Source organism: Actinocorallia populi, from assembly GCF_002995495.1.
Lineage (GTDB): Bacteria > Actinomycetota > Actinomycetes > Streptosporangiales > Streptosporangiaceae > Actinocorallia > Actinocorallia populi.
The window spans coordinates 503,857-530,809 of record NZ_PVZV01000003.1; the positions used below are offsets into that span (position 1 = coordinate 503,857).

Annotated in this window: 9 protein-coding genes; 1 reads left to right on the forward strand and 8 read right to left on the reverse strand. The window is 74.0% G+C overall.

Annotated features, from left to right (window positions below):
* Window positions 1–12: 12 nt before the first annotated feature.
* Complete coding sequence (locus C2865_RS15485; protein ID WP_232835613.1) at window positions 13–642, forward strand: TetR/AcrR family transcriptional regulator; 630 nt, start codon at window positions 13–15, stop codon at window positions 640–642.
* 481 nt (window positions 643–1,123) lie between these two features.
* On the opposite strand, the gene C2865_RS39410 is transcribed toward C2865_RS15485, so the two are convergent.
* The 8 genes from C2865_RS39410 to C2865_RS15525 all read right to left on the reverse strand — a co-directional run bounded on the left by C2865_RS39410 (window position 1,124) and on the right by C2865_RS15525 (window position 26,827).
* Window positions 1,124–3,049, reverse strand: coding sequence for a serine/threonine-protein kinase (locus C2865_RS39410; RefSeq protein ID WP_157963735.1), 1,926 nt, complete (start codon window positions 3,047–3,049; stop codon window positions 1,124–1,126).
* A gap of 82 nt (window positions 3,050–3,131) precedes the next feature.
* Window positions 3,132–4,115: an ABC transporter ATP-binding protein gene (locus C2865_RS15495; RefSeq protein ID WP_106399378.1), complete on the reverse strand. Its 984-nt coding sequence runs from the start codon at window positions 4,113–4,115 to the stop codon at window positions 3,132–3,134.
* A gap of 43 nt (window positions 4,116–4,158) precedes the next feature.
* The gene (locus tag C2865_RS15500) at window positions 4,159–4,896 is read right to left on the reverse strand and encodes a thioesterase II family protein (protein ID WP_106399149.1); all 738 of its coding nucleotides are present in this window, start codon (window positions 4,894–4,896) and stop codon (window positions 4,159–4,161) included.
* A gap of 10 nt (window positions 4,897–4,906) precedes the next feature.
* Window positions 4,907–5,545, reverse strand: coding sequence for a GNAT family N-acetyltransferase (locus C2865_RS15505; protein WP_232835614.1), 639 nt, complete (start codon window positions 5,543–5,545; stop codon window positions 4,907–4,909).
* Between the two features lie 2 nt (window positions 5,546–5,547).
* On the reverse strand, window positions 5,548–5,760 hold the full coding sequence (locus C2865_RS15510; RefSeq protein ID WP_106399150.1) for an MbtH family protein: 213 nt from the start codon (window positions 5,758–5,760) through the stop codon (window positions 5,548–5,550).
* 33 nt (window positions 5,761–5,793) lie between these two features.
* Window positions 5,794–9,615: a non-ribosomal peptide synthetase gene (locus tag C2865_RS15515; RefSeq protein WP_106399151.1), complete on the reverse strand. Its 3,822-nt coding sequence runs from the start codon at window positions 9,613–9,615 to the stop codon at window positions 5,794–5,796.
* The gene (locus C2865_RS15520) at window positions 9,612–17,285 is read right to left on the reverse strand and encodes a non-ribosomal peptide synthetase (RefSeq protein ID WP_232835615.1); all 7,674 of its coding nucleotides are present in this window, start codon (window positions 17,283–17,285) and stop codon (window positions 9,612–9,614) included. The genes C2865_RS15515 and C2865_RS15520 overlap by 4 nt, the downstream gene beginning before the upstream one ends.
* Window positions 17,282–26,827 carry a non-ribosomal peptide synthetase gene (locus tag C2865_RS15525; protein ID WP_106399153.1) on the reverse strand — a complete coding sequence of 3,182 codons (9,546 nt, stop codon included), beginning with the start codon at window positions 26,825–26,827 and terminating at the stop codon, window positions 17,282–17,284. The genes C2865_RS15520 and C2865_RS15525 overlap by 4 nt, the downstream gene beginning before the upstream one ends.
* Between the last annotated feature and the right edge of the window lie 126 nt (window positions 26,828–26,953).

The following is a 26,953-nucleotide window of genomic DNA, read 5'->3' on the forward strand; positions in this document are numbered from 1 at the left end:
AGGAGGTACGCGGTGGCCGTCAGAGGACCGGAGGGCGGGGTGCGCAGGGCGCGCGCCGCGCAGACCGAGGCCGCGCTCAAGGAGGCGGCCGTGCGGGTCTTCGCGCGCGTCGGCTACCTGAACGCCAAGATCACCGACATCACCGCGGAGGCGGGCCGCTCGGCGGGCTCGTTCTACAGCCACTTCGCCGACAAGGAGGAGCTCCTGGAGGCCCTCCTCCAGGACATCCTCGACGCGGGCGACCGCAGCGTCGTCGAGGACCCCGCGCACGACCCCGACTTCACCTCACGTGCCGCCGTCCGCTGGCACGTCGCCTCCTCCTGGTCCTTCACCACCGCGCACGGCCCCGTGATGACGGCCCTGCGCCAGGCCGCCATGGTCGACCCCCGCTTCGCCCGCCGCATGTGGGAGCTCATGGACCCCGTCGCCGCGGACCTGGCCGGCCACCTCGACCATGTCACCGCCGCCGGCCACACCCTCCCCGGCCCCCCGCAGGAGGTCGCCCGCGCCATGATGGCCCTCGTCTCCGAATACGCCGCCCTCTGGCTGGACCAGCCCCCCGAAGCCCGCCTCACCCCCGACGCCGCCGTCGACCTCCTCACCGACCTCATCCACACCGGCATCACCGGCCCCCGCCCCTGACCCCCGTGCCCATACCGCCCGCTCGCAGCCGTCCGCCATCACCACGTGGACCGGCGACGGCCGCCGCCTTCCCACGGGCAGGGACCGATGAGGCAGAAGCGAGTCGAGCTGTCGACCAGGGTCACAGCGGCCGACCTGCCCCTCCCCGAGGGTGCCGTCCCCTTCCGATGACCGGGGGCCTGACCGCCGAGGGCTTCGGCGGACGGTCGTGGATCGAGCACATCCCGACGATCCGGCCATCCTTGGAGGCATCGGATCTGCGCCGTGGGCCGCGCGGTACGGCGTCCGGACGACATCACTCCGAGCGGGCGAGCCCGTCCTTGGGCAGTGCGTAGACACAGGTGTGGACGGCTTCGTGCGAGACCGTGGCCCCGCCGGTCAGGGCCCGGCCTGCGAGGTCACCTCAAGAAGGTGGTGGAGACGGTCAGGACCAGGGTGAGGCAGACCGACAGGAGAAGGAGGGACTTCACTTTCGCAGGGGTCAGTCGGTCTCGGTGGAGGGCTGGGTGGGGGCGAAGGTGGTGAGGTGGTAGTCGTCGAAGTAGGCGACGGTGGCGGGCCAGTTGCCGTCGTCGCGTTGGACGACGAAGCCGACGCGGCCGCCTGTGTAGGGGGAGGTGGTGTCGGTGTGGTCGAAGGCGGGCTCGCCGTCGACCCAGAGGGCGAGGCGGGTCGACTGGCCCTCCACGGAGCAGACGGCCTGGATGTGGTGTTCGCCCTCGCCCAGGGGCGGAACGGTGCCCCGGGTCAGGAAGGTGCGGGTGCCGGTGGTGGTCTTGGCGAGGCGGGCGCGGCCGTCCCGGTCGACCAGCAGTTCGTAGTTGCTGTTCTTGTCGCCTTCGGTGTCGTCGCCGAAGCAGAGGAAGCCGGCGCTGGCGGCCTTGTTGCCCTCGGTGATCTGCATCTTCGCCGACAGGAGGAGGTCCTGGTCGGGGTCGTTGAGGGTGTTGCGCCAGACCCAGTAGGTGGTGGAGGTCTCGGGGGTGTTCTGGCGCCATCTGCCGTTGTCGTAGGCGGCGGCTTCCAGGTCGGTGGGGAAGCCCGACGACTGGTCGCTGAAGTCCTCGGGGCCGACGATGGTGTGGAGGGCCGCGGGCGGGACGGACTTGGCGGGCTCCTCGCGCTTCTCCTCGCCGCCCAGCACGTACAGGGGGCTGCCGGGGACCACCAGGAGCGCCACGAGCAGGACGCCCACCATGCCCAGCGCGATGAAGGCGCCGTACAGGAGGGCCTTGCCGCCGCTCCCCGCCGGCGGGGCGCCGCCGGGGGCGGTCGGCGGTGACTGCCAGGACGGGCCGGGGGTGTGGGGGCCGGGCCACTGGGCCTGCTGGGGGATCTGGGGCTGCGCAGGAGGGGGCTGCTGGAAGGGCTGCGCGGGTTGCTGCTGCGGCATCCAGGGCAGCGGTGTCTGCTGCGGCGGGGGCGCCTGGTGCTGGCCGTGCTGCGACGCGGCGGGCTGCTGCAGCGGCTGGGGCCGCATCGTCGGGTCCGTCAGCGGGGGGTGCGTGGCGCCTTGGAACGTGGCGGACGGCGCGTGCTGCCGCCAGACGGTCTCGACCCGCTGGGCCGCCTGTTCGGGCGCCACGGCGGGCTGGCCCATGAGGTAGGCCAGCAGCTGCGGGACGGTCGGGCGCAGCTGGGGGTTCTTGCTGAGGGACTGCTCGACGATGGTGCGCAGCCGTCCCTCGAGGCCGTCCAGGACGGGGTCGCCGTGGCTGAGCCGGTAGATGATCTCCGGGAGGGTCGGCGCCTCGAAGGGCGAGCGGCCGTTGGCGGCGAAGGCCACCACGCAGCCCCAGGAGAAGACGTCCACGGCCGGGGTGAGGGGTTCCTGGTGCAGCAGTTCGGGGGCGAGGAACGCCGGGGTGCCGATCATCGCGCCGGTCCGGGTGATCTGCCCCTCGCCGTCCACGGTGCGGGCGATGCCGAAGTCGATCACGCGGGGGCCGAGCGGCGACAGCAGCACGTTGGACGGCTTGAGGTCGCGGTGCACCAGGCCGGCGGCGTGGATGGCCGACAGCGCGGTCGCCATGCCGACGGCCAGGCCCTCCAGGTCGGCGTCGCGCAGCGGGCCGTTGTCGCGGACGGCCTGGTCCAGGGTGGGGCCCGGCACGTACTGGGTGACGACGTACAGGGGCGGGCTCTCCAGCTCCGCGTCGAGCACCGCGGCGGTGCAGAAGCGCTGCACCCGCCGGGCCGCGTCGACCTCGCGCCGGAAGCGGTCACGAAAGCGCGCGTCGTCGGCGAGGTCCGGGGTGATCACCTTGACCGCCACCCGGCCGCCGTCCGGGGCCTGGCCGAGGTAGACGATGCCCATGCCGCCCCGGCCCAGCCGCCCGAGCAACCGGTAGTCGCCCAGCCGTTCGGGGTCGCCGCTCCCCAGCGGCTCCGTGGAGGGTTCGCTCATGGACCAACCGTACGCTACCCGCCCTGCCCCACGTGGCGATCAACGTGCCTATCGGACTATTCGAACAATAAGGATGTCCCACTTAATGATGGGTGAGACGGTCCCAGTCGACCAGCCAGTCCCTTCCCTGGTCGTCGATGAACGAACCGGGCGGCGCCTGCAGCCCGTGCGCCTGCAGCCACTGGCCGGGGCGCCGCTGGAACGGCCGGGGCCGGCCGCTGCTCGGCATGATCTGCGGCGGGATCGGCGCGGGCTTGGCGTTCGGGCGCCAGGTGGAGTCCTCCAGGCTGAGCGCGGCGGCGTCCTTCTCCTCGGCCATGCCGATCGGGCCCTCCCGGCGGGCGTTGAAGAACTGGGTGACCGCGGGGTCCCGGCTGGTGAGCATCATCTCCCGCGGCCCGAACGCCACGAGACCGCGCCGGAAAAGCAGCCCGAGGTTGTCGGGCAGCACCCGGGCGGTGCCGATGTCGTGGGTGACGATGAGGATGGTCGCGCCGGTCTCGGCGTTGATGTCGGCGAAGAGCTGGTTGAGATAGGAGGTGCGCACCGGGTCGAGCCCGGAGTCCGGCTCGTCGACCAGGAGGACCTCCGGTTCGAGCACCAGCGCGCGGGCCAGCCCTGCGCGTTTGCGCATGCCGCCGGAGATCTCGCCGGGCAGCTTGTTCTCCGCGCCGAGCAGGCCGACCAGCTCCATCTTGGACATGGCGATCTCGCGGATGCGCCGCTCCTTGAGCTTGGTGTGCTCGCGCAGCGGGAAGGCGACGTTCTCGTACACGCTCATCGAGCCGAACAGCGCGCCGTCCTGGAACAGCACGCCGAACCGCCGCCGCAGGTCGTGGAGGCGGCGCTCGTGCAGTTCGGGGACGTCCACGCCGTCCACCCACACATGGCCCCGGTCGGGCCGCAGCAACCCGATGAGGTTCTTGAGGAAGACGGACTTGCCCGTTCCCGACGGCCCGAGCAGCGCAGAGATCTGCCCCGCCGGGATCGTGAAGGTCACGTCCTCCCAGATGACCTGGCGCCCGAAGGACTTCTTCAGCCCCTCCACCCTGATCTCGACTCCCATGACCGGAACGTACGCCGGGATCGAGAGGTTGAGAGGGCCCAAATCAGGCGGCGGGGATGCCCAGCGCGCCGTGGATCTCGGCCAGCAGTTCCTCCTGCCGGTCGTTGAGGTAGAAGTGGTCGCCGGAGAAGGCCTTCAGCTCGAACGGCCCGTCGGTGAGCTCGGCCCAGCGCGCCACCTTCTCGACCGTGCCGTGCGGGTCGGCGTCCCCGGCCAGCCCGGTGACGGGGGACGTCAGCCGCGCGCCCGGCCTGTAGGCGTAGGCGCCGATGAGCCGGTAGTCGGCCCGCACGTAGGGCAGGACGAGTTCGCGCAGTTCCGGGTCGGCCAGCGCCGCGGCGTCGGTGCCGCCCAGTTTCACCAGTTCGGCGACGAGCCCGTCGTCGTCCTTGTCGGCCGGGTTGCCTTTCTCGTCGCGCAGGTGGACGGCGGGCGCGCCGGACACGAACAGGTGCGCCGGCGGCATCCCGCGGGCCTGCAGCGCCAGCGCCGTCTCGTAGGCGAGGATGGTGCCCATGCTGTGGCCGAACAGGGCCAGCGGCCGGTCGGTGAGCGGGGCGAGCGCGGCGGCGATCAGCCGGGCGGCCTGCCGGGCGTCGGTCATCACCGGCTCGCGGATCCGGTCGGCGCGCCCGGGGTACTGCACGGCGTGCACCTCCAGCGCCGGGCTGGCGGCCTTGCCCCAGGTGCGGTAGGCGACGGCCGAGCCGCCCGCGTGCGGGAAGCAGACCAGCCGGGTGGTCGCCCAGGGTCGCGGGTCGGGGCAGCGGAGCCAGCTCACGGTGTTCCTCTCAGATCTCTTGTGCGACGGGTTCCTCCGGCGGCACCTGCCGGCAGACGCGGGGGTCGCCGGGCAGCGGCCAGGGCGCCAGCCGCGGGTCGGGCACCCGTTTGACGCCGGAGTCCTCGGCCGCGACGGTGAACCCGCGCCGCAGGTAGTTGGCCTTGGCGTTGGGGTGGTCGAGCGTACTGGTGCGCAGCCAGACGCGCTCGGTCGGTCCCAGCCCCGGGCCCCACAGCCTGCCGCGCTGCCAGGCGCGGCGCACGCACTGCTCCACCAGGTAGCCGCCGAAGCCCCTGCCGACGAACGCCGGCACCAGCCCGACGAGGTGGATCTCGGTGTCGCCGTCCGGCTGCGCCTCCAGCTCGAAGTAGCCGGCGACGGTGCCCTCGGCCAGCGCGAGCCAGGTCGCCAGCTCGGGGCGGTCCACCCACTTGACCCAGTCCTCGAACGTCCAGGAGAACCGGTCGGTCCAGCAGACCGGGGCGCCGACCGCCGCGTACATGGCGCGGTTGAGGTCCGCAGAGGGCACTCCGGCCAGGCTGAAGGCCAGCTCGCCCGAGGGCAGGGGGCCAGGCCGGAGCGCGCCGGGGTCGCGCATCTCCAGGGTCCACTCGGTGACGCGCAGTTCCGTCTCCAGGGGCGCCAAGGTCAGGAGTCCATGGCCTCGGCGAGGCTCCTGGGCCGCATGTCCGTCCAGTGCTCGTTGATGTGGTCCAGGCAGGCCTGGCGGGTGTCGGCGGTCTTCTCGACGGTCCAGCCCGCCGGCACCTCGGCGAAGGTGGGCCACAGCGAGTACTGTCCCTCGCCGTTGATCAGCACGACATAGGTGGCTTCATCGTTCTCGAACGGGTTGGTGGCCATCGGGGGGTCCTTCCGTACCGGGGATGGGTGGGTTCAGTCTGCCAAATGTCCTGATATGACCTGCGCGATCCGCTCGACCGCCGCGGGCTCCATCAGGAAGTGGTGTTCGACGTCCAGGTCGTGCAGTTCGACGCCGCGCACGTAGGGGGCCCAGATCCCGGGCTCCGGCGAGTCGGGCCGCAGCCCCCGTGTCGCCCGGAAGAAGACCAGGTCCGCCGGGACCGGGCCGTCGGGGACGTAGCCGTCCACGATCCGCAGCCCGTTCTCGTAGGCGCCGTAGACCGCGAGCAGCTGGTCCTCCTCCAAGGTCGCGAAGGCGTCGCCGCGCGCCCGGAGCTCGGCCATGATCGCCGGAACGTCCGGGTTCTGCGGATCGCCCGCGATGCTCTCGTCGATGCCGATCGACTGGAGCAGCTCGGGGACGACCTCGCGCTCGCCGGCGGCCAGGTCCTGGGAGTGGAAGGAGTCGAGCAGGCACAGCAGGCCCACCTCCTCCCCCGCCTCGGCCAGGACGCGGGCGGCCTCGAAGGCGACCAGCCCGCCGAGCGACCAGCCCAGCAGGTGGTAGGGGCCGAAGGGCCGCACCCGGCGCATCTCGGCGACGTAGTCCTCGGCCATCGCCCGGATCGACTCCGCCCGGTGCCCGGCCTCGCCGAGCGCCCGCGCCTGCAGCCCGTAGAGCGGCCGTCCCGGCAGGTGCGGCAGCAGCGCGAAGTACGGCCAGGACAGGCCCGACGCCGGGTGCACGCAGAACAGCGGGGCGCCCTCGCCCTTCGTCCGGATCGGCAGCAGCACGTCCAGGCCGAGTTCGGGTTCGTCCTCCCCCGACAGCAGCCCTTCGACGGTCTGGCGGGTGAAGACCATGCGGGGGGTGAGCTCGAACCCCTCCTGCCCGGCGCGCGCGGCCAGGCGGAGCGCGGCGATGCTGTCGCCGCCGAGGTCGAAGAAGCTCACGTCCGCGGACACCTGCGGCAGGCCCAGCACCTCGGCGAACAGGCCGCAGAGCGCCTCCTCCTGCGGGGTGCGCGGCGGGCGCCCGCTGACCACCAGGTCGGGGGCGGGCAGCGCGGCGCGGTCGAGCTTGCCGCTGCCGTTGAGGGGGAAGGCCTCCAGCACCACGGCGGCGGCCGGGACCATGTACGACGGCAGGCTCTCGCCGAGGAAGCGCCGCAGGTCGTCCGGTTCCAGCGCGCAGCCCTCGTGCGGCACCGCGTAGGCGACCAGCCGCTTCTCGCCCGGCCGGTCCCGGCGGGCCAGCACCGCCGCCTGCGCGACGTAGGGGTGCGCGCCCAGCGCGGCCTCGATCTCGCCCAGCTCGATCCGGAAGCCGCGGATCTTCACCTGCTGGTCGGCCCGGTCCAGGTACTCCAGCAGGTCGCCCCGCCGGCGCACCAGGTCGCCGGTGCGGTACATGCGCTCGCCCGGCACGCCGAACGGGCAGGCGACGAACCGCTCGGCGGTCAGGCCCGGCCGGTTCAGGTAGCCGCGGGCCAGGCCCGCGCCCGCGAGGTACAGCTCGCCGGGGGTCCCGTCGGGCACCGGGCGCAGCGCCTCGTCCAGCACGTACAGGCGGGTGTCGTCCAGCGGCCCGCCCAGCGGCGGCGCGCCGTGCCCGGTCAGGACGGGGCGCACCGGCTGCAGGGCGACGTAGGTGGTCGCCTCGGTCGGCCCGTAGGCGTTGAAGAGCTCGAGCCCCGGGCAGGCGTCCAGGACGGCGCGCATGGCGCGGGCGTTGCCCGCCTCGCCGCCGGTGTGCAGGCGGGTGAGCCCGGCGAAGGCGTCCGGCCGCTCGGCCGCCATGAGGTTGAACAGGCTCGTGGTGACGAACGCGCCCGTGAGGCGCTCCTCCTCGGCCAGCCGGGCGAACCCGGCGGTGTCGAGGTCGCCGGGCGGGGCGATGACGGCGGTGCCGCCGCCCAGCAGGGGCGTCCACATCTCGTAGGTGGAGGCGTCGAAGGCGTGCGCGGAGAACACCAGCACCCGCTCGCCGCCGACCGCGACCACGCTGTCGGTGGCGAAGTCGACGACCTCGCGGTGGGCGACGCCGACGCTCTTGGGCAGGCCGGTCGAGCCGGACGTGAAGATGGCGTAGGCGAGCGCGCCGGGCGCGACCGGGACGGGCGGCGCGACCGGCCCGTCCACCGGCAGGTCGACCCGGACGGTCCGGACCCCGGGCGTGAAGCCGGGGTCGGCGAACGCCTCGTCGAGCAGCAGCACGGGCGCGCCGGCCTCGCGCAGCGCCCACGCCCGGCGCTCGGCCGGGTAGCTGTGGTGGATCGGCACGTAGTAGCCGCCGGCCTTGAGCACGGCCAGGGTGGCGACCAGGACCTGCGGGCCGCGTTCCAGCAGCATCGCGACCGGCGTCCCGGGCCCGACGCCCTGGGCGGCCAGGTGCCCGGCGAGCCGCCCGGACCGCTCGTCCAGCTCCGCGTAGGTGATCGACCCGCCGCCGTGGCGGATCGCGACGGCGTCCGGGCGCCGCGCGGCGACCTCGGCGAACCGGGCGGTGACGGTCCCGGCCTCGCGGCCGCTGCTCCTGCCGCCCAGTGCCAGCGCCCGCGCCCGCTCGTCGCCGGTGAGCAGGTCGAGCCGCGCCACCGGCAGGTCGGGCCGCTCCGCGATCGCCGTCAGGGCGCCGCGCAGCCGCCCGGCGAGCCGCTCGGCCTCCGCCAGGGTGAACAGGTCGGGCCGGTAGTCCAGCCGCACCGACAGCTCCTCGCCCGGCACCGCGGCCAGCGCGACCGAGTAGTGGGTGGCGTCGTGCATGCTCACCCCGCTGACCCGCACCCCGTTCAGGTCGGTGGCCTGGGCGTCGGGGTCGAAGGGGTAGTTCTCCAGCACCGTGACGGTGTCGAACAGCGCGCCCAGGCGGGTGAGGCCCTGGATCTCGGCGAGCCCCAGGTGGTGGTGGGCCATGAGGTCGGCCTGCTCGCCCTGCACCCGGCGCAGCGCCCCGGCGAGGGTGTCTCCGGGCGCGACCCGGACGCGGACCGGCAGGGTGTTGATGAACAGCCCGACCATCTGCTCGACCCCGGCCAGCTCCGGCGGCCGTCCGGACACGACGCCGCCGAACACCACGTCGGTCCGGCCGGTCTCCACGCCCAGCGTCAGGCCCCAGGCGAGCTGGAGCACGGTGTTGAGGGTGACGCCCTCGGCGCGGGCGCGGGCGGTCAGCGCGGCGGTGAGCCCCGCGTCCAGGGTCAGGGTGAGCTTCTCGGGGTCCGTCGCCCCGGCGGGGGGCTGCGGGCGGATCAGGGTGGGTTCCTCCACCCCGTCCAGCGCGCGCCGCCAGGCCGTCTCGGCGGCGGCCCGGTCCTGGCGCGCGACCCAGGCCAGGTGGTTCTTGTACGGGGTGACGCGCGGCAGCACCGACGCGTCGCCCCTGGTGAGGTAGAGGGCGAACAGCTCGGTCTGCAGGATGGGGGTGGACCAGCCGTCCAGCAGGATGTGGTGGTTGGTGAACACCAGGTGGTGCAGGTCGGGGGCCGAGCACACCAGCGTGAACCGCAGCAGCGGGGGGCGGCCCAGGTCCCAGCGGTGCGCCCGCTCCCGCGCGGCGATCTTCTCGACCTCGCCCGCGGGCGCCTCGACCTCCTCGAACGGGACCCGGACGGTCCTGGCGACGAGCTGCACCGGGTCGCCCTGCTTGCGCTGGCGGAACGCCGCCCGCAGGTTGGCGTGGCGGGCGACGAGCGCCTCGGCCGCCGCCCTGAGCGCCGGGACGTCCAGCGGCCCGTCCAGGCGCAGCACGACCTGCGCGGAGTAGACGTCGGCGTCCGCGTCGAACAGGGCGTGGAAGTACAGGCCCTGCTGCAGCGGCGACAGCGGCAGGACGTCCTCGAGGTTGCCGCTCAAAGGTCCCAGTCCTCCAGTTCCGATGCGAACTCGTCCAGCTCGTCCTGGCTGACCGACACCAGATCGATGTCGGACGGGGTGAAGCCGCCCGCGCCGTCCTGGGCGGCGTGCTCGACCAGGCCGCCGAGCGCGGCGAACCACAGGTCGGCCAGCTCGCGCACCTCGGCCTCGGACAGCAGGCCGCCCGCCCACGACCAGGTGGCGCTCAGGCGCGGCCCGGCGGGGGTGTCGTCGGTGTGGCAGTTGACCTCCAGCGCGTGCGGGAGGGACAACCCGCCGTCGTGGCCGCCGCCGAGCGCGCGGTTCAGCTCCGCCGGGGCCGGCGACCACTCGCCGTCCTGCTCGGACGCGACACGGCCGAGGTAGTTGAACGCCAGCTGGGGGGTGCCCGCGCCCGCCAGCTCGGCGGCGGTCGCGGTGTTGACGTACCGCAGCAGGCCGTAGCCGATGCCGTTGTCGGGGGCCTCGCGCAGCTGCTCCTTGACGAGCTTGAGCGCGGTGCCGACGGCGGGCCCGCCCGCGCCGACCTCGCCCCAGGCCAGCTGCCCGGGGTCGAGCCGGACGGGGTGGATGGCGGTGAACCAGCCGGCCGTGCGGGACAGGTCCACGCCGGGGACGACCTCCTCGCGGCCGTGGCCCTCCAGGTCCACCAGGATCGCGGAGCCGTCCGCCCTGCCGCGCCGCGCCCGCCACTCGGCGACCGCGAGGGCGAGGGCGGTCAGCAGCACGTCGTTGACCCTGCCGTGGAAGGCGGCCGGGACGCTGGACAGCAGCGGCTCGGTGACGTCCGCGCCGAGCGTGGCGGTCAGCTCTCCGGCGGTGGCGAACGTGTCGCGGGCCGGGTCGAGCGGGCGGGAGCCCAGCACCGGGTCGGGGGTGGCGGTGACCTCGGTCCAGAAGGGCAGTTCGGCGACCCGCGCGGGCTCGGACGCCTCGGCCGTCAGGCGCTGCGCCCAGCGGCGGAAGGAGGTGTTGACCGGCTGGAGCTCCACGCCGCCGAGCGCGGTCACCAGGTCCGGCAGCAGGATCCGCCAGGACACGCCGTCCACGACCAGGTGGTGCGCGGTGAGCAGCAGCAGGCCCGGCTCGTCGCCCGCGTCCAGCCAGTGCAGCCGCGTCATCTCCCCCGCGGCGGGGTCGAGGGCGGCGCGCGCCTCGGCCCCGGTCCTGGCCAGGACGCCCTTCAGCGCCTCGCCGGACAGCCCGGTGATGTCCACGACGTCGACGGACGCCGTGCGGGAGCCCTTCTCGCGGATCTCGTAGCCGCCGCCGGACGCCTTCAGCCGGAGCACGTCGTGGTGGTCGAGCAGCGTCTGGTAGGCGGCGGTGAGCGCGGCGGCGTCCAGGCGCGGCGGGACGCGCAGCAGCATCCGCTGGCTGTAGGAGGAGGTCGGCCCCTCCAGTTCCTCGAACCAGCGCAGGATCGGGGTGGCGGGGACCTGCCCGACGCCCGCGCCCTCGGGTTCGGCCTCCACGGTGTCCTCGCTCGCCGGGCGGGCGATCGCCGCCAGGTCCGCGACGGTCTGGTGCTGGAAGACCTCGCGCGGGGTGACGACCAGGCCCGACTGGCGGGCGCGCGACACCAGCTGGATCGCGATGATCGAGTCGCCGCCCAGGTCGAAGAACCCGTCGTCGATGCCGACCCGCTCCAGGCCGAGCACCTCGGCGAACAGCACGGCGAACGCCTCCTCCTGCGGCGTGCGCGGGGCGCGGCCGGTGACGCCGGCGGAGAAGTCCGGCGCGGGCAGCGCCCTGCGGTCGAGCTTGCCGTTGGCGGTCAGCGGCAGCGCGTCCATGGCGACGACGGCCGCGGGGACCATGTAGTCGGGCAGGTCGCGGTTGACGAACCTGCGCAGCTCCGCCGGGTCGACGGGTTCGCCCGCCGCGCCGACGGTGTAGGCGACCAGGCGCCTGTCCCCCGGGCGGTCCTCGCGGACGATCACCGCCGCGTCCGTCACGGCCGGGTGGCGGGCGAGCGCCGCCTCGATCTCGCCGAGCTCGATGCGGAAGCCGCGCAGCTGCACCTGGTCGTCGGCGCGGCCGAGGTACTCCAGGCCGCCGCCGCGCCGCCAGCGCCCCAGGTCGCCGGTGCGGTACATGCGGGTTCCCGGCGCGCCGAACGGGTCGGCGACGAACCGGGAGGCCGACAGGCCGGGACGGCCCAGGTACCCGCGCGCCAGGCCCGCGCCCGCGACGTACAGCTCGCCGACGGTCCCGGCGGGCACCGGCTGGAGCCGGTCGTCCAGCACGTAGATCCGCAGGTCGGGGATGCCCGTTCCGATGACCGAGCCGGGCGCCTCCTGGCAGTGGGCGCGGTCGAGCGCGATGTGGGAGACGTGCACGGTCGTCTCGGTGATGCCGTACATGTTGACGAGCACGGGCGCGTCGTCGGCGTGGCGGGAGTACCAGTCCTCCAGCCTGCCGGGCTCCAGCGCCTCACCGCCGAAGATCACGTACCGCAGGCTCAGGCCGCTGCCCGGGTTCGCGGCGTCGGCCGCCATGAGCTGGTAGAACGCCGACGGCGTCTGGTTGAGGACGGTGACCTTCTCCCTCGCCAGGAGTTCCAGGACGTCCTCCGGCGACCGGGACACCAGGTACGGCACGACGACCAGGCGCCCGCCGTTCATCAGCGGGCCCCACAGCTCCCACACGGAGAAGTCGAACGCGTAGGAGTGGAACAGCGTCCACACGTCGTCCGGTCCGAAGCCGAACCAGGGGTCGGTGGAGGCCATCAGCCGGATGACGTTCTGGTGCGGGATCACCACGCCCTTGGGGCGGCCCGTGGAGCCGGACGTGTAGATGACGTACGCCGGGTTGTCCGGCGACATCGCCACGTCCGGGTTCGCCGGGTCGTAGGCGTCCAGGTCCACCGACTCCAGCAGCGCGGAGTCGACGGTGAGGACGGGCTCGGAGTCCGCCAGCATGTAGGCGATGCGGTCGGCCGGGTAGTCCGGGTCGACCGGCACGTAGGCCGCGCCGGTCTTGAGGACGGCCAGGACTCCGGCGACGAGGTCGAGCGAGCGGGGCAGCGCCAGCGCCACGAACCGCTCGGGCGCGGCTCCGGCCGCGATCAGGTGCCGGGCCAGCCGGTTGGCGCGCTCGTTGAGCTCCCGGTAGGTGAGGGAGTCGCCTTCGCAGGTGACGGCCACCGCGTCGGGCGTCCGCGCGGCCTGCGCCTCGACGGTCGCGTGGATGGTCGTGCGGGGCGCGTCGGGGGCGGTGCCGCCCGCGGCCCATTCCTCCAGGATCGTGCGGCGCTCCTCCTCGTCGAGGAGGTCCGCGGCGCTGATCGGCGCGTCCGGGTCCGCGACGGCGGCGGCGAGGAACCGCCGCAGCCTCTCGGCCAGCTCCGCGGCCGTCGCCGGGTCGAACAGGTCGAGCGCGTACTCCAGGCCCGCGTCGATGCCCGCCGGAGAGCCGTCGGCGGCGTGCCGCTCCTGGAGGTACAGCGACAGGTCGTACTTGGCGGCGCCGCCCGGGAGGTCGAGCGCCTCGACGGTGAGCCCGTCGAGCTCGGCCTTGGCCTCGGGGTTGTTCTGGAAGGACAGCGCCACCTGGAACAGCGGGTGCCGCCCCATGTGCCGTGCCGGGTTCAGGACGTCGACGAGCCGCTCGAACGGCAGGTCCTGGTGGGCGTAGGCGGCCAGGTCGGTCTCGCGGACCCGGGCGACGAGGTCGCGGAAGGACGGGTCGCCGGAGGTGTCGGTGCGCAGGACGAGCATGTTCACGAACATGCCGACCAGGTCGTCCAGCGCCTCGTCGGTGCGTCCGGCGATCGGCGAGCCGACGGGGACGTCGGTGCCGGCGCCCAGCCGGGTGAGCAGCGCCGCGTAGGCGGCCTGCATGACCATGAACAGGCTCGCGCCGCTCTCGCGGGCCAGCTCCACCAGTCCCTGGTGCAGGGAGGCGTCCAGCTCGAAGGACAGGGTGGAGCCGCGGAAGGACGACTGCGCCGGGCGCGGCCGGTCGGCGGGCAGCTCGATCTGGTCGGGCAGGTCCGCGAGGGCCTGCCGCCAGAACCCGGTCTGCCGGGACAGCAGGCTCTCGGGGTCGTCCTCGGAACCGAACAGCTCGCGCTGCCAGAGCGCGTAGTCGGCGTACTGGACCGGCAGCGGCCCCCACTCGGGCGACTCGCCCCTGCGGCGGCTGTCGTAGGCCAGGACGACGTCGCGGGCCAGCGGCGCCATCGACCACCCGTCACTGGCGATGTGGTGCAGGACCAGCACCAGCACGTGGTCGTCCTCGGCGAGCCGGAGCAGCCCGACCCGGAACGGCGGTTCGACCGACAGGTCGAAGCCGCGGCCCGCCAGCGCGGCGAGCTCGGCGGGCAGCGCCGCCTCGGTCGTGTCCACGACCTCCAGCCGCGGCACCGCGACGGCGGCGTCCAGGACGAGCTGGCGGGGCGTGCCCGAGGCGTCGGGGAAGACCGTCCGCAGCGGTTCGTGCCGGGCGACGAGGTCGGCGAGCGCGGCGCGGATCGCGTCCACGTCCAGTTCGCCGCGCAGCCGCAGCGGCGCCGGCATGTTGAAGGTGGCCGAGGGGCCCTCGAAGCGGTTGAGGAACCACAACCGCTGCTGGGCGTAGGACAGCGGCACGCTCGCGGGGCGCTCCGCGCGGGTGAGCGCGGGGCGCGCCGAGCCCTGCGCCTCGTCGAGCCGCGCGGCCAGGCCCGCGACGGTCGGCGACTCGAACAGCGCGCGGATCGGCAGTTCGACGCCCAGCAGCGAGCGCACCTTGCTGATCAGCCGCGTCGCGGTGAGGGAGTCGCCGCCCAGGTCGAAGAAGGAGTCGTCGACGCCCACCTTCCCGGCGCCGAGGATCTCGGCGAAGACGCCGGCGAGGATCTCCTCCTGCGGGGTGCGGGGGCCGCGTCCGCCGCCCATGGCGAGGTCGGGGGCGGGCAGCGCCCTGCGGTCGAGCTTGCCGTTGGGGGTCAGCGGCAGCTCGGGCAGCAGCATGACGGCCGGGACCATGTAGTCCGGCAGGGACTCGGCGGCGAACGCGCGCAGCTCCCTGGGGGCGACCTCGGAGCGGGTGACGACGTAGCCGACGAGCCGCCTGTCGCCGGGCCGGTCCTCACGGACGACGACCGCGGCCTGCACGACGGCCGGGTGCCGCTCCAGCGCCGTCTCGACCTCGCCGAGCTCCACCCGGAAACCGCGGATCTTGACCTGGTCGTCGGCGCGGCCGAGGTACTCCAGGGTGCCGTCGGGCAGCCACCGCACCAGGTCCCCGGTGCGGTACATGCGTTCGCCGGGCCCGGCGAACGGGCAGGCGACGAACCGGTCGGCGGTCAGGTCGGGGCGGCCGAGGTAGCCGCGGGCCAGGATCGGCCCCGCGACGTACAGCTCGCCCGGCACGCCCACCGGGACGCGGCGCAGCGCGCCGTCCAGCACGTACGGGCGGCTGTTGCGGAACGCCGTGCCGATGTTGGGCCTGGCTCCGGGGACGAGCGGGCCGTTGAAGAAGTCGATGGAGGCCTCGGTGGGCCCGTAGAAGTTGCGGGCGTCCAGGCCGGGCAGCGCCGCCAGCTCGTCCCACAGCGCCTCGCCGACGGCCTCGCCGCCCAGCAGCACCGTGGAGACGCCCGCTTCGAGCACGCCCAGGTCGCGCAGCGTCTGGAAGTGCGACGGGGTGGTGTTGACCAGGTCGATGCGGTGCTCGGCCACGTAGCGGACGAACGCCTCGGAGTCGCGGCGGGTCGCGTCGTCGACGATGTGGACCTGCTGGCCGTGGAGCATCGCGAGCAGGCCGTGCCAGGAGGTGTCGAAGGAGAACGACGCGGTGTGGGCGAACCGCACCCGCCGCCCGGCCTTGGCCGCCACCGGGTTCCAGAAGGTCTCGGCGTGGCCGTCGTGGTAGTTCACCAGGCCGCGGTGCGGCACGACGACGCCCTTGGGCCGGCCGGTGGAGCCGGAGGTGTAGATGACGTAGGCGGCGCCGTCGGGGCGGATCGCCGTGCCGGGGTCGGTGGCGGGGGCGCCGCTCATGTCGTTCTCCGCGAGCCACTCCGGAGTGATCTCCAGGACGGGCGCGGAGTCGGACAGCATGTAGGCGATGCGGTCCTCGGGGTACTCGGGGTCGACCGGCACGTAGGCGGCGCCGGTCTTCAGCACGCCGAAGACCGCCGCGACCAGGTCGGCGCCGCGCGGCAGGCGCAGCGCGACCCGCTGCTCGGCGCCGACCCCCCGCGCGATCAGCGTGTGGGCGAGGCGGTTGGCGCGCTCGTTCAGCCCGGCGTAGGTGAGCGTCGCGTCGGCGGCGACCAGCGCGGTCTCGTCCGGGGCCAGCGCGGCGCGCGCCTGGAGCAGATCGACGACCGAGGCCGCGGACGGCTCCACGGCGGGCCCGGACCAGGAGTCGAGGCGGGAGCGCTCGCCGTCGGAGAGCAGGTCGAGCGCGGACAGCGGCTGGTCGGCGTCCTCGATCACGGCGTCCAGGAACCGGCGGACGCGCTCCAGCAGCAGCTCGGCGTCCTGCCGGGTGAAGACGTCGGGCCGGTGGTTCACCCGCAGCGACAGCCGGTCGCCCGGGATGATCACGAACGTCAGCGGGAAGTGCGTGGCGTCGTACGTCTCGAAACCGGTCAGGCGCAGGCCGTTCAGGGCGCCGTCCATCGTGGACGGGTCGAACGGGTAGTTCTCCAGCACCGTCATGGTGTCGAACAGCACGCCGTGCCCGGTGGCCCGCTGGATCTCGGTGAGGCCCAGGTGGTGGTGGGCCAGCAGGTCGGCCTGCTCCTCCTGGAGCCGTTCCAGCACCTCGGCGAGGCTGTCGGAGGGGTTCAGGCGCACCCGGACAGGCAGGGTGTTGATGAACAGGCCGATCATCTGCTCGACGCCCGGCAGGTCGGCGGGCCGGCCGGAGACCACGGCGCCGAACACCACGTCGTCGCGGCCGGTCAGGGAGCCGATGACGACGCCCCAGGCGGCCTGCAGCAGGGTGTTGACGGTGACGCCGTTGCGGCGGGCGATGCGGGTCAGCTTCCTGCTCGCGGCGTCGTCCAGTTCGAGCAGGACGCGGTGCGGGACGGTGGCGGGCAGGTCGGCGGCCTGCGGTGCGACGAGCGTGGGCTCGTCCACCCCGGCCAGCGCCTCCTGCCAGGCGGCCTCGGCGGCCTTGCGGTCCTGGGCCGCCAGCCACTTGAGGTGGTTCTTGTACGGCGTCGGGCGGGGCAGCCCGGTGTCGGTGCCGCCGGCCAGGTACAGCGCGAACAGCTCGGTCGCCAGGACCGGGGTGGACCAGCCGTCCAGCAGGATGTGGTGGTTGACGAAGATCAGCTTGTGCCGCTCCTCGCCCAGCTTGACCAGGACGAAGCGCAGCAGCGGCGGCTCCATCAGGTCGAACCGGTGCGAACGCTCCCGCAGGATGAGCTCGCGCGCCTCCTCCTCGGTCGCCGTCACCTCCGACCACGGCAGGTCCACCACGCGCGGCACGACCTGCACGGGGCGGCTCACGTCCTGGTCGGTGAAGGCAGCCCGCAGGTTGCCGTGGCGGCGCAGCAGCGTCTCGGCCGCGCGGCGCAGGGCCGCCGCGTCCAGCGGCCCCTCCATGTCCAGCACCAGCTGCGCGGTGTAGACGTCCTGGTCGTCATATTTGGCGTGGAAGAAGAACCCCTGCTGCAACGGGGACAGGGGAAGGATGTCCTCCAGATCGCGACCCGCCGTCACTTCGCCCTCCATGCCGCCTGCAGTGTGTCGATCTCTGACTGGTCCAGCCCGACCAGGAGGTCGGAGCTGGTGAATCCGCCCGCGCCCTCGGCCGAGGCGTGGGCGACCAGGCCGCGCAGCGCCTCGAACCAGGCCTCGCCCAGCGCGCGGACCTCCGCCTCGGCCAGGAGCGCCGAGGGCCACGACCAGGTGACGGTCAGCTCGGGACCGCCGGGGCGGTCGCGGGTGACGGCGTTGACCTCCAGGACGTGCGCGGCCGGGAGGCGCGGGTCCTCGCCCGAGGGGAGCCGCTCGGGGGCCGGGCTCCAGTCGCCCTCGTCCTGGCCGACGCGGCCCAGGTAGTTGAACGCCACCTGCGCCCGCGGCAGGTCGGCCAGCTCCTCCGCGGTCTCCTCGTTGAGGTGGCGCAGCAGGCCGTAGCCGATGCCGTTGTCCGGGACCTGCCGCAGCTGCTCCTTGACCCGCTTGATGGCCTGGCCCGCGGCGGCGCCGCCGGAGGTGACCTCCGTCCACTCCGCCTGGCCCGGGTCGAGGCGGACCGGGTGGATGGTGGTGAACCAGCCGACGGTGCGGGACAGGTCGACGCCCTGGACGACCTCCTCGCGGCCGTGGCCCTCGAGGTCGACCAGCAGCCCGGTGCCGCGCCCGCCGCGCTGCCTGCGCCAGTGCGCGGCGGCCAGGGACAGGCCGGTGAGCAGCACGTCGTTGACCCGCCCGTGGAAGGCGGCGGGAACGGTGGTGAGCACGGCCTCGGTGGTCTCGGCCTCCAGGGTGAGGTCGAGGTGGCGGACCGTCGCGGCGGTGTCCACGGCCGGGTCGAGCGCGCGGGAGGCGAGCTTGGGGTTGGTGCCCTCGACGAGGTCGATCCAGGTGTCGAGCTCCCCGGCGCGCGCGGGGTCGGCGGCCTCGGCGGTGAGGCGCTGCGCCCAGCGGCGGAAGGACGTCGGGACGGGGTCGAGCGCGGGCTCCCGCCCCATGACGGCCGCGCCCCACGCCGCGACGAGGTCCGGCAGCAGGATGCGCCAGGACACGCCGTCCACGACGAGGTGGTGCAGCACCACCAGCAGCCGGCCCTGGACGCCCGGCCCGGCGTCGAGCCAGACGAGCCGTGCCATGGCGCCTTCCGCCGGGTTCAGCCCGGCGGCCGCCAGCGCGACCTGCTCGTCCACGGCCGCCTGGAAGTCTCCGTCGCGGACCTCCACGCGCTCGACGAGGCCGTCCGCGCGCACCGCTCCGACGGGCTGGACGACCGGCTGCCAGTCCTCCAGGCGCAGCCGCAGCATGTCGTGGTGGTCGAGCACGGCCTGCAGCGCGGCGGTCAGGTGGCCGACGCCCAGCTCGCCGGGGACGCGCAGCAGCATCGACTGGTGGAAGCCGTCCATGACGCCGCCGCGCTCGCGCAGCCACGCCACGATCGGGGTGACGGGGACGGGCCCGATGCCGGCGCCCTCGGGCTCGGCCTCGACGGCGTCGTCCTCGCCGGCCTCGCGGGCCAGTTCCGCCAGGGCCGCCACGGTCTGGTGCTGGAAGACCTCGCGCGGGGTGACGACCAGGCCCGACTGGCGGGCGCGCGACACCAACTGGATCGCGATGATCGAGTCGCCGCCCAGGTCGAAGAAGCCGTCCTCGGTGCCGGGCCGCTCGGCCAGGCCGAGGACCTCGGCGAAGAGGTCGGCGAAGACCTCCTCGCGCTCGGACGCCGGGGCGCGGCCCTCGCCGACCTGCACGACCGGGGCGGGCAGGGCGCGGCGGTCGAGCTTGCCGTTGCCGGTGAGCGGCAGCGCCTCCAGGGCGACGAACGCGGCGGGGACCATGTGGTCGGGCAGGCCGCGGTGGGCGAACGCGCGCAGCTCGGACGTCTCGACCGGTTCGCCGTCCGCGCTCACGACGTAGGCGACGAGCCGCTTGTCGCCGGGCCGGTCCTCGCGGACGGTCACGGCGGCGTCGGTGATCCGCTCGTGCCGGACGAGCACCGCCTCGATCTCGCCGAGCTCGATGCGGAAACCGCGGATCTTGACCTGGTCGTCGGCGCGGCCCAGGTACTCCAGGTTCCCGTCCGGCCGCCAGCGGGCCAGGTCGCCCGAGCGGTACATGCGGGAGCCCGGCTCCCCGAACGGGTCGGCGACGAACCGGGACGCCGACAGGCCGGGCCGCCCGTGGTAGCCGCGCGCCAGGCCCTCGCCCGCCACGTACAGCTCGCCGGCCACGCCGGGCGGGACGGGCTGGAGCCGCCCGTCCAGCACGTACACCTTCAGGTCGGGGATGGCGGCGCCGATGACCGAGCCGGGCGCGGTCTGGCAGTACACCTCGTCGAGGGCGATGTGGGAGACGTGCACGGTCGTCTCGGTGATGCCGTACATGTTCACCAGGACGGTGTCCCGGCCGTGCGCGTACCAGTCGGCGAGCCGCTTGAGCTCGAGCGCCTCGCCGCCGAAGACCACGTAGCGCAGCGCCAGGTCGCGCCCGTCGTCGGCGGCCATGAGCTGGTAGAACGCCGACGGCGTCTGGTTGAGCACGGTGACGCGCTCGCGGGCCAGCAGGTCGAGGAACTCCTCGGGGGAGCGGCTGACCGCGAACGGCACGACGACGAGCCTGCCGCCGTACAGCAGCGGGCCCCACAGCTCCCAGACGGAGAAGTCGAACGCGTACGAGTGGAAGAGCGTCCACACGTCGTCCGGTCCGAAGCCGAACCACCGGTCGGTGGAGGTCATCAGCCGGACGGCGTTGTGGTGCGGGACCACGACGCCCTTGGGGCGGCCCGTGGAGCCGGACGTGTAGATGACGTACGCCGGGTTCTGCGGCGACATCTCCACGTCCAGGTTCCCGGCCGGGTACGCCGCCGGGTCGAGCGAGCCGAGCAGCCCGGCGTCGACGGTGAAGACGGGCGCGGAGTCCTCGAGCGTGTAGGCGATGCGCTCTTCCGGGTAGTCCGGGTCGATCGGCACGTACGCCGCACCGGTCTTGAGGACGGCCAGGACCGCGACGACCAGCTCCGCCGAACGCGGCAGCTTCAGCGCCACGAACCGCTCCGGTCCGGCGCCCAGCTCGGCGAGCCTGCGGGCGAGCCGGTTGGCGCGCTCGTTGAGCTCCCGGTAGGTGAGGGAGTCGCCTTCGCAGGTGACGGCCACCGCGTCGGGCGTCCGCGCGGCCTGCTCCTCGAACACCGCGTGGATCGTGCGCCGCTCCTCGGGCGCGGCCGGGGCGACGGTGCCGCCCGACCACTCCTGAAGGACGGTGGCGCGCTCGTCCTCCGCCAGCAGCGGGGCGGTGCCGACGGGGGCGTCCGGTTCGGCCAGCAGCGCGGTGAACAGCCGCTCGAACCGGGTGACCAGGGCGCGGGCCGTGGGCGGGTCGTACAGGTCGAGCGCGTACTCCAGCTCGCCGTCCAGCCCGGCGGGCTCCCCGCCGGGGCCGAACCGCTCGGTCAGCATGATCAGCGTGTCGAACCGGGACACGGCGGCGTGCAGCGGCTCCGGCTCGGCGGTGAAGCCGTCGAGCTCCAGGCGGGCCTCGGGGTTGTTCTGGAAGGTGAGGCCGTGCTGGAACAGCGGGTGGCGGCCCATGTGCCGGACCGGGTTGAGCACCTCCACCAGGCGCTCGAACGGCAGGTCCTGGTGGGCGTAGGCGGCCAGGTCCGTCTCGCGGACGCGGCCGACGAGCTCCCGGAACGTGGGGTCGCCGGAGACGTCCGTGCGCAGGACCAGCATGTTCACGAACATGCCGACCATGTCGTCCAGTGCCTCGTCGGTGCGCCCGGCGATCGGCGAGCCGAGCGGGATGTCCTCGCCGCCGCCCAGCCGCGACAGCAGGGCGGCGTAGGCGGCCTGCGCGACCATGAACGGCGAGCTCTGGGTCTGCGAGGCCAGCTCGTTGACGCGGCGCTGGACGTCGGCGGACAGCTGGAACCGGACGGTCGCGCCCCGGTGGGTGGCCTCGTCCGGGCGCGGCCGGTCCGCGGGCAGCTCCAGCTCCTCGGGCAGCCCGGCGAGCGTCTGCCTCCAGTAGGCGATCTGCTGGGACAGCAGGCTGGACGGGTCGTCCTCGGACCCGAACAGCTCCTGCTGCCACAGCGTGTAGTCGGCGTACTGGACGGGCAGCGGCTCCCACCGCGGCGCGCCGCCGGAGACGCGGGAGGCGTAGGCGGTGATGACGTCGCGCGCCAGCGGCGCCAGCGACCATCCGTCGGTGGCGACGTGGTGCATGAGCAGCACCGCGATGTGCAGGTCGTCGGACAGGCGCAGCAGGTGGGCGCGCAGCGGCGGCTCCACCGAGATGTCGAAGGGGTAGCCGGCGACCCGGGCGAGCGCCGCGGGCAGCCCGGCCTCGGTGACGTCGGTGGTCTCGACCCGCGGGCAGGCCGCGGCCGGGGCGAGGATCTGCTGGCGCGGGGTGCCGCCGGAGTCCGGGAAGATCGTCCGCAGCGACTCGTGGCGGGCCACGACGTCGGCGAGCGCGTCCTGGAGTGCCGCGTGGTCCAGCGGACCGGTCAGGCGCAGTGCCAGCGGCATGTTGTAGGTGGCCGAGGGCCCCTCGAACCTGTTGAGGAACCACAACCGCTGCTGGGCGTACGACAGCGGGATCTGCGCCGGGCGCTCCGCGGGGACGAGCGCGGGACGGGCCGGGGCGGCGTCCGCCAGGTGGGCGGCCAGGCCGGCGACGGTCGGGTCCTCGAACAGCACCCGGACGGGCAGCTCCACGTCGAAGGCCGCGCGGGCCTTGGCGACGACCCGCATGGCCAGCAGCGAGTTGCCGCCCAGCGCGAAGAAGTCGTCGTCCACGCCGACCTCCTCCACGCCCAGCAGCTCCCCGACGATCCGGCAGAGCACGCGCTCCTGCCCGGTGGAGGGGGCCCGGTAGGGGGTGCTCTGGGGGGTCAGCTCCGGCCTGGGCAGCGCCTTGGTGTCGACCTTGCCGTTGGGCGTCAGCGGCAGCTCGTTCATCACCATGATCGCCGAGGGGACCATGGCGGCGGGCAGGTGCTCCTGCACGAACGCGCGCAGCTCCTCGGAGCTGATCGTCCTGCCGGGCGCGGGCACCACGTAGGCGACGAGCCGCTTGTCCGACGGCGTACCCGCGCGGGGCGCGGGGGCCGGGGCGGGCGTCCGCAGCAGCCGCTCGTCCACCTCCGGCAGCGCCATCGCGCCGACCCGCACGCCGGGGTCGGCGACGGCCGCCTCCAGCACCTGGCCGAGCCAGCGGGCCAGGTCCGCCGCGCTCGGCTCGTCGAACAGGTCGCGGGCGTACTCCAGGGTGCCGGCCAGGCCGCCCTCGGGGCGCTCCTCCAGCAGGAACTCCAGGTCGAACTTGGCGACGCCGGGGTCGACGGGCTCGACCGAGACCGTCAGGCCGTCCAGCTCCACCTTGGCGGGCGGGTTGTTCTGGAGGGTGAGCATCACCTGGAACAGCGGGTGCCGGGCCAGGGATCGCGCCGGGTTGAGGATCTCCACCAGCCGCTCGAACGGCAGCTCCTGGTGGGCGTAGGCGGCCAGGTCCGTCTCGCGGACGCGGCCGACGAGCTCGCGGAACGTGGGGTCGCCGGAGGTGTCGGTGCGCAGGACGAGGGTGTTGACGAAGACGCCGACCAGGCCGTCCAGTGCGCTCTCGGTGCGCCCGGCGATGGGCGAGCCGAGCGGGATGTCGGTGCCCGCCCCCAGGCGGGTCAGCAGCGCGGCCAGGCCGGCCTGCAGCACCATGAAGAGGCTGCCCTGGCTGGAGTGGGCCAGCTCCCGCAGGCCCGCCAGGGTGCGCTCGGAGATCTCGAAGGAGACCTGGCCGCCCCGGTAGGAGGCGCGGTCGGGGCGGGGCCGGTCGGCCGGCAGGGCGAGCTGGTCGGGCAGCCCGGCCAGCTCCCGGCTCCAGTGGCGGATCTGGGTCGACACCAGGCTCTGCGGGTCGTCCTCGGAGCCGAACAGCTCCCGCTGCCAGAGCGCGTAGTCGCCGTACTGGACGGGCAGCGGCTCCCAGGCGGGGGCCAGGCCCGCCGAACGGGAGGCGTAGGCGGTGATGACGTCACGCGCCAGCGGCGCCAGCGACCAGCCGTCGGCGGCGATGTGGTGCACGACCAGCAGGAGCAGGTGCTCGTCGGGGCCGAGGCGGTGCACGTGGGCGCGCACCGGGATCTCCGAGGCCAGGTCGAAGCCCCGGGTGGCGTCCATGTAGAGGGCGCCGTGCAGGTCCTCGGGGTCGGTGTCGACGATGCCGAAAGGGACCTCGGCGTGCGGCAGGACCCGCTGGAACGGCTCGCCGTCGACGGTGGTGAAGACCGTCCGCAGCGACTCGTGGCGGGCTGCGACGTCGTTCAGCGCGGCCTGGACGGCCGGAAGGTCGAGCCTGCCCGACAACCGCAGCGGGATCGGCATGTTGTAGGTCGCCGACGGGCCCTCCAGCTCGTGGAGGAACCACAGGCGCTGCTGGGCGTAGGAGACCGGCACCAGCTCGGGCCGGTCCACCGCGGCCAGCCGCGGGCGCTCCCCCGCCGTCCCCTCCTCGCGGGAGACCAGCGCGGCCAGCTCCGCGACGGTCGGCGCCTCGAACATGGCGCGGATCGACACGTCCGCGCGGGTCGCCGCGCGGATCCGGGCGACCGCCCGCGTGGCCAGCAGCGAGTCGCCGCCGAGGTCGAAGAAGCCGTCGTCGATGCCGACCCGCCGGACGCCGAGGACCTCGGCGAAGATCCCGCACAGCAGTTCCTCGGTGCGGTCGCGCGGCGGGCGGCTCTCCGCCGTCCCGGCGGTGAAGTCGGGGACGGGCAGCGCCCCGCGCTCGAGCTTGCCGTTGGGGTTGAGCGGGAAGGCCGCCAGCGCCAGGACCGCCGCGGGGACCATGTACTCCGGCAGGCGCCCGGCGACGAACCTGCGCAGCCGGGCGGTGTCCAGGGCGGCGCCGGGCACCGGCACGACGTAGCCGACGAGGCGGGTGCGGCCGGGTTCGTCCTCGCGGGCCAGCACGGCGGCCTGGGCGACCTCCGGGTGGGCGGTCAGCGCCGCCTCGATCTCGCCCGGCTCGATGCGGAAACCGCGGACCTTGACCTGGTGGTCGAGCCTGCCGAGGTACTCGATGTCCCCGGCGGCGTTCCAGCGCGCCAGGTCGCCGGTGCGGTACATGCGCTCGCCGTCGCCGAACGGGCAGGCCACGAAGCGCTCGGCCGTCAGGCCCGGCCGGCCCAGGTAGCCGCGGGCCAGGCCGTCGCCCGCCAGGTACAGCTCGCCGGGCACGCCGGCCGGGACGGGCCGCAGCCCGGCGTCCAGGATGTAGGCGCGGGTGTTGGCCAGCGGCCGGCCGATCGGGGCGTGCCCCTCGGGGTTGCCGTCGTCGTACCAGCCGACGGTGTAGACGGTGGCCTCGGTCGGGCCGTAGATGTTGGAGATCCGGGCGCCGGGCACCAGCTCGCGCAGCCTGCGCACGAGCTGCGGCGGCAGCGCCTCCCCGGCCAGCACGATGTCGCCGGCCTTCAGCTCCAGCTCGCCCTGGGAGAGCACCGCGGCCATCGCCGAGGGCACGCCGCTGACGAGGGAGCCCGTCCAGCCGCCGCGCTCGGCCAGCTCCAGCAGGTCGCGCACGACCTCGACGTGCCCGCCGACGGTGAGCGGGGCGAGCCATTCGAAGACCGAGACGTCGAAGTTCAGGGAGGTCGACCACAGGACGTGGCGCAGCCGCTCGGGCCCGAAGTCCCTGGCCGCCCAGGCGCAGAAGTCCACGACGTTGGCGTGGGAGACCACCACGCCCTTGGGGCGTCCGGTGGAGCCGGAGGTGTAGATGACGTACGCCGCGTCCAGGCGGTGCGGGACGGCCGCGACCGGGCCGGCCTCCCCCTCGGGCAGGTCGCGCGGGTCCAGGACGGTCACGCCGTCCGGGAGGTGGGCGCTCTCGGCGGCCAGGACGACCGCGGGGGCGGCGTCCTGGATCATGTAGGAGATGCGGTCGGCCGGGTAGGCCGGGTCGATCGGCAGGTAGGCGGCGCCCGCCTTGAGGGCGGCCAGGGCCGCGACGGCCAGGTGGACGCCGCGCGGCAGGGAGATCCCCACGACGCCCGAGGGCCGCACGCCGTGCCCGGCCAGCAGGCCCGCCAGCCGGTCGGAGCGCTCGTCGAGCTCGCGGTAGGTGTAGGAGGTCTCGGCGTCGCTGACGGCGACGGCGTCGGGGGTGCGCCGCGCCTGGGCGCGGAACAGCCCGGGGACGGTGGTCCGCGCGACCTCCATGCCGGTGTCGTTGCGGGCGCGCAGCAGCAGGTCGCGCTCGCCGTCGTCCAGCAGGTCCAGGTCGCACAGCCGGGTGGCCGGGTCGACCTCGGCCATCTCCTTGAGCAGCCGCAGGTAGCGCGCCTGGTGCGCCTCGACCTCCGCCTCGGTGTAGAGCTCGGGGTGGGCGTCGAAGTCGATGCGCGCGCCACGCCCGTCGGCGGCGTCGAAGATGGCGATCGCCAGGTCCTCGATCGGGCCGTTGCTCAGCGGGTGCTGGGTGGCCTTCAGCCCGCCCCAGTCGGCGGTGTAGTCGTAGGCCATGATGTTGATGACCGGGCCGTGGATGCGCCGGCCGACCAGCTTGAGGTCGCGGATGAGGTCCTCGCGCCGGTAGCGCTGGTGGCGCAGCAGCCGGGCGGTGGCGCGGGACGCCTGCCGGGTCAGCTCCTCGATCGTCATCTCCGGCCGCACGTGCACCCGCAGCGGCAGGATCGAGGACATGTGGGTGGGCGTCTCCCGGGCCAGCCGGGTGACCCGGCCGGTGACCGCGATGCCGAGGACGACGTCGTCGGCGCCGGTGGTCTTGGCGACCAGCGCGGCGGACGCGGCGATGGCCAGGCCCGGGGTGGCGGTGCGCAGCGCGCGGGCCCCCGCGGCGAGCCGCCGGGTCTCCTCCTGGCCGAGCATGACGGTGCGGCGCAGGTACCGGTCGGTGGGGGCGGCGGTCCGCTCGGTCAGGGAGACGACGTCGGGCCGGTCGGCGAAGCGCTCCGTCCAGTACGCCCGGTCGGCCTCGTACCGCTCGGACTCGCGGTAGGCGGCCTCCTCCTCCAGCAGCGCGCGGTAGTCGCCGTGCCGCTGGGGGACGTACTCCTCGCCGGCCGCCAGCGCCGCGTAGACCTCCGAACCCCGCCGGTTGAGGAACGCGCCCGAGTAGCCGTCGATCATGATGTGGTGGCCGCGCATGAACCACCAGTGCAGGTCGGGGGAGAGCCGCAGGAGGCGGCTGACGTACAGCTCGTCGCCCATCAGGTCGACGGGGCCGTGCACCTCCGCCTCGATCCAGGCGGTGGCCGCCGCGCGCGGGTCGTCCGCCCCGCTGAAATCGATGAGGGGCAGCGCCGCGGGCGGCGCGTGGTCGATCGTCTGGTACGGGATTCCGTCTTTCTCCACCAGGCGGAACCACAATGCCTCGCCCTCGTGGGCGCCGATCCGGACCGTCTCCGCGAACACCTCGGGATCGAAGGCCCCCTCGATCTCGATGTACTGCGCGATGCAGATCGGAGTTTCCGGGTTCAGTTGTTGGGCATACCAAACCGACTGCTGCGCGGCCGACAACGGAAGAAGCTCTGAAGACGACATGAAGAATGGCTTTCGCGATGGCGGGGTGATTTCAGTTGTGTGTGACGGGTTACCAATCAAGAAAGCGGATGCCCGGCCCCTTTCAACACACCGTTCACAAACGCCGGTACGGTCGCCGCCATTGCC

Bases quoted from the DNA above. Each gene is read 5' to 3' on its own strand.
- C2865_RS15495 (WP_106399378.1), bottom strand. From the start codon at position 4,115: ATGGGAGTCGAGATCAGGGTGGAGGGGCTGAAGAAGTCCTTCGGGCGC.
- C2865_RS39410 (WP_157963735.1), bottom strand. From the start codon at position 3,049: ATGAGCGAACCCTCCACGGAGCCGCTGGGGAGCGGCGACCCCGAACGG.
- C2865_RS15525 (WP_106399153.1), bottom strand. From the start codon at position 26,827: ATGTCGTCTTCAGAGCTTCTTCCGTTGTCGGCCGCGCAGCAGTCGGTT.
- C2865_RS15510 (WP_106399150.1), bottom strand. From the start codon at position 5,760: ATGGCCACCAACCCGTTCGAGAACGATGAAGCCACCTATGTCGTGCTG.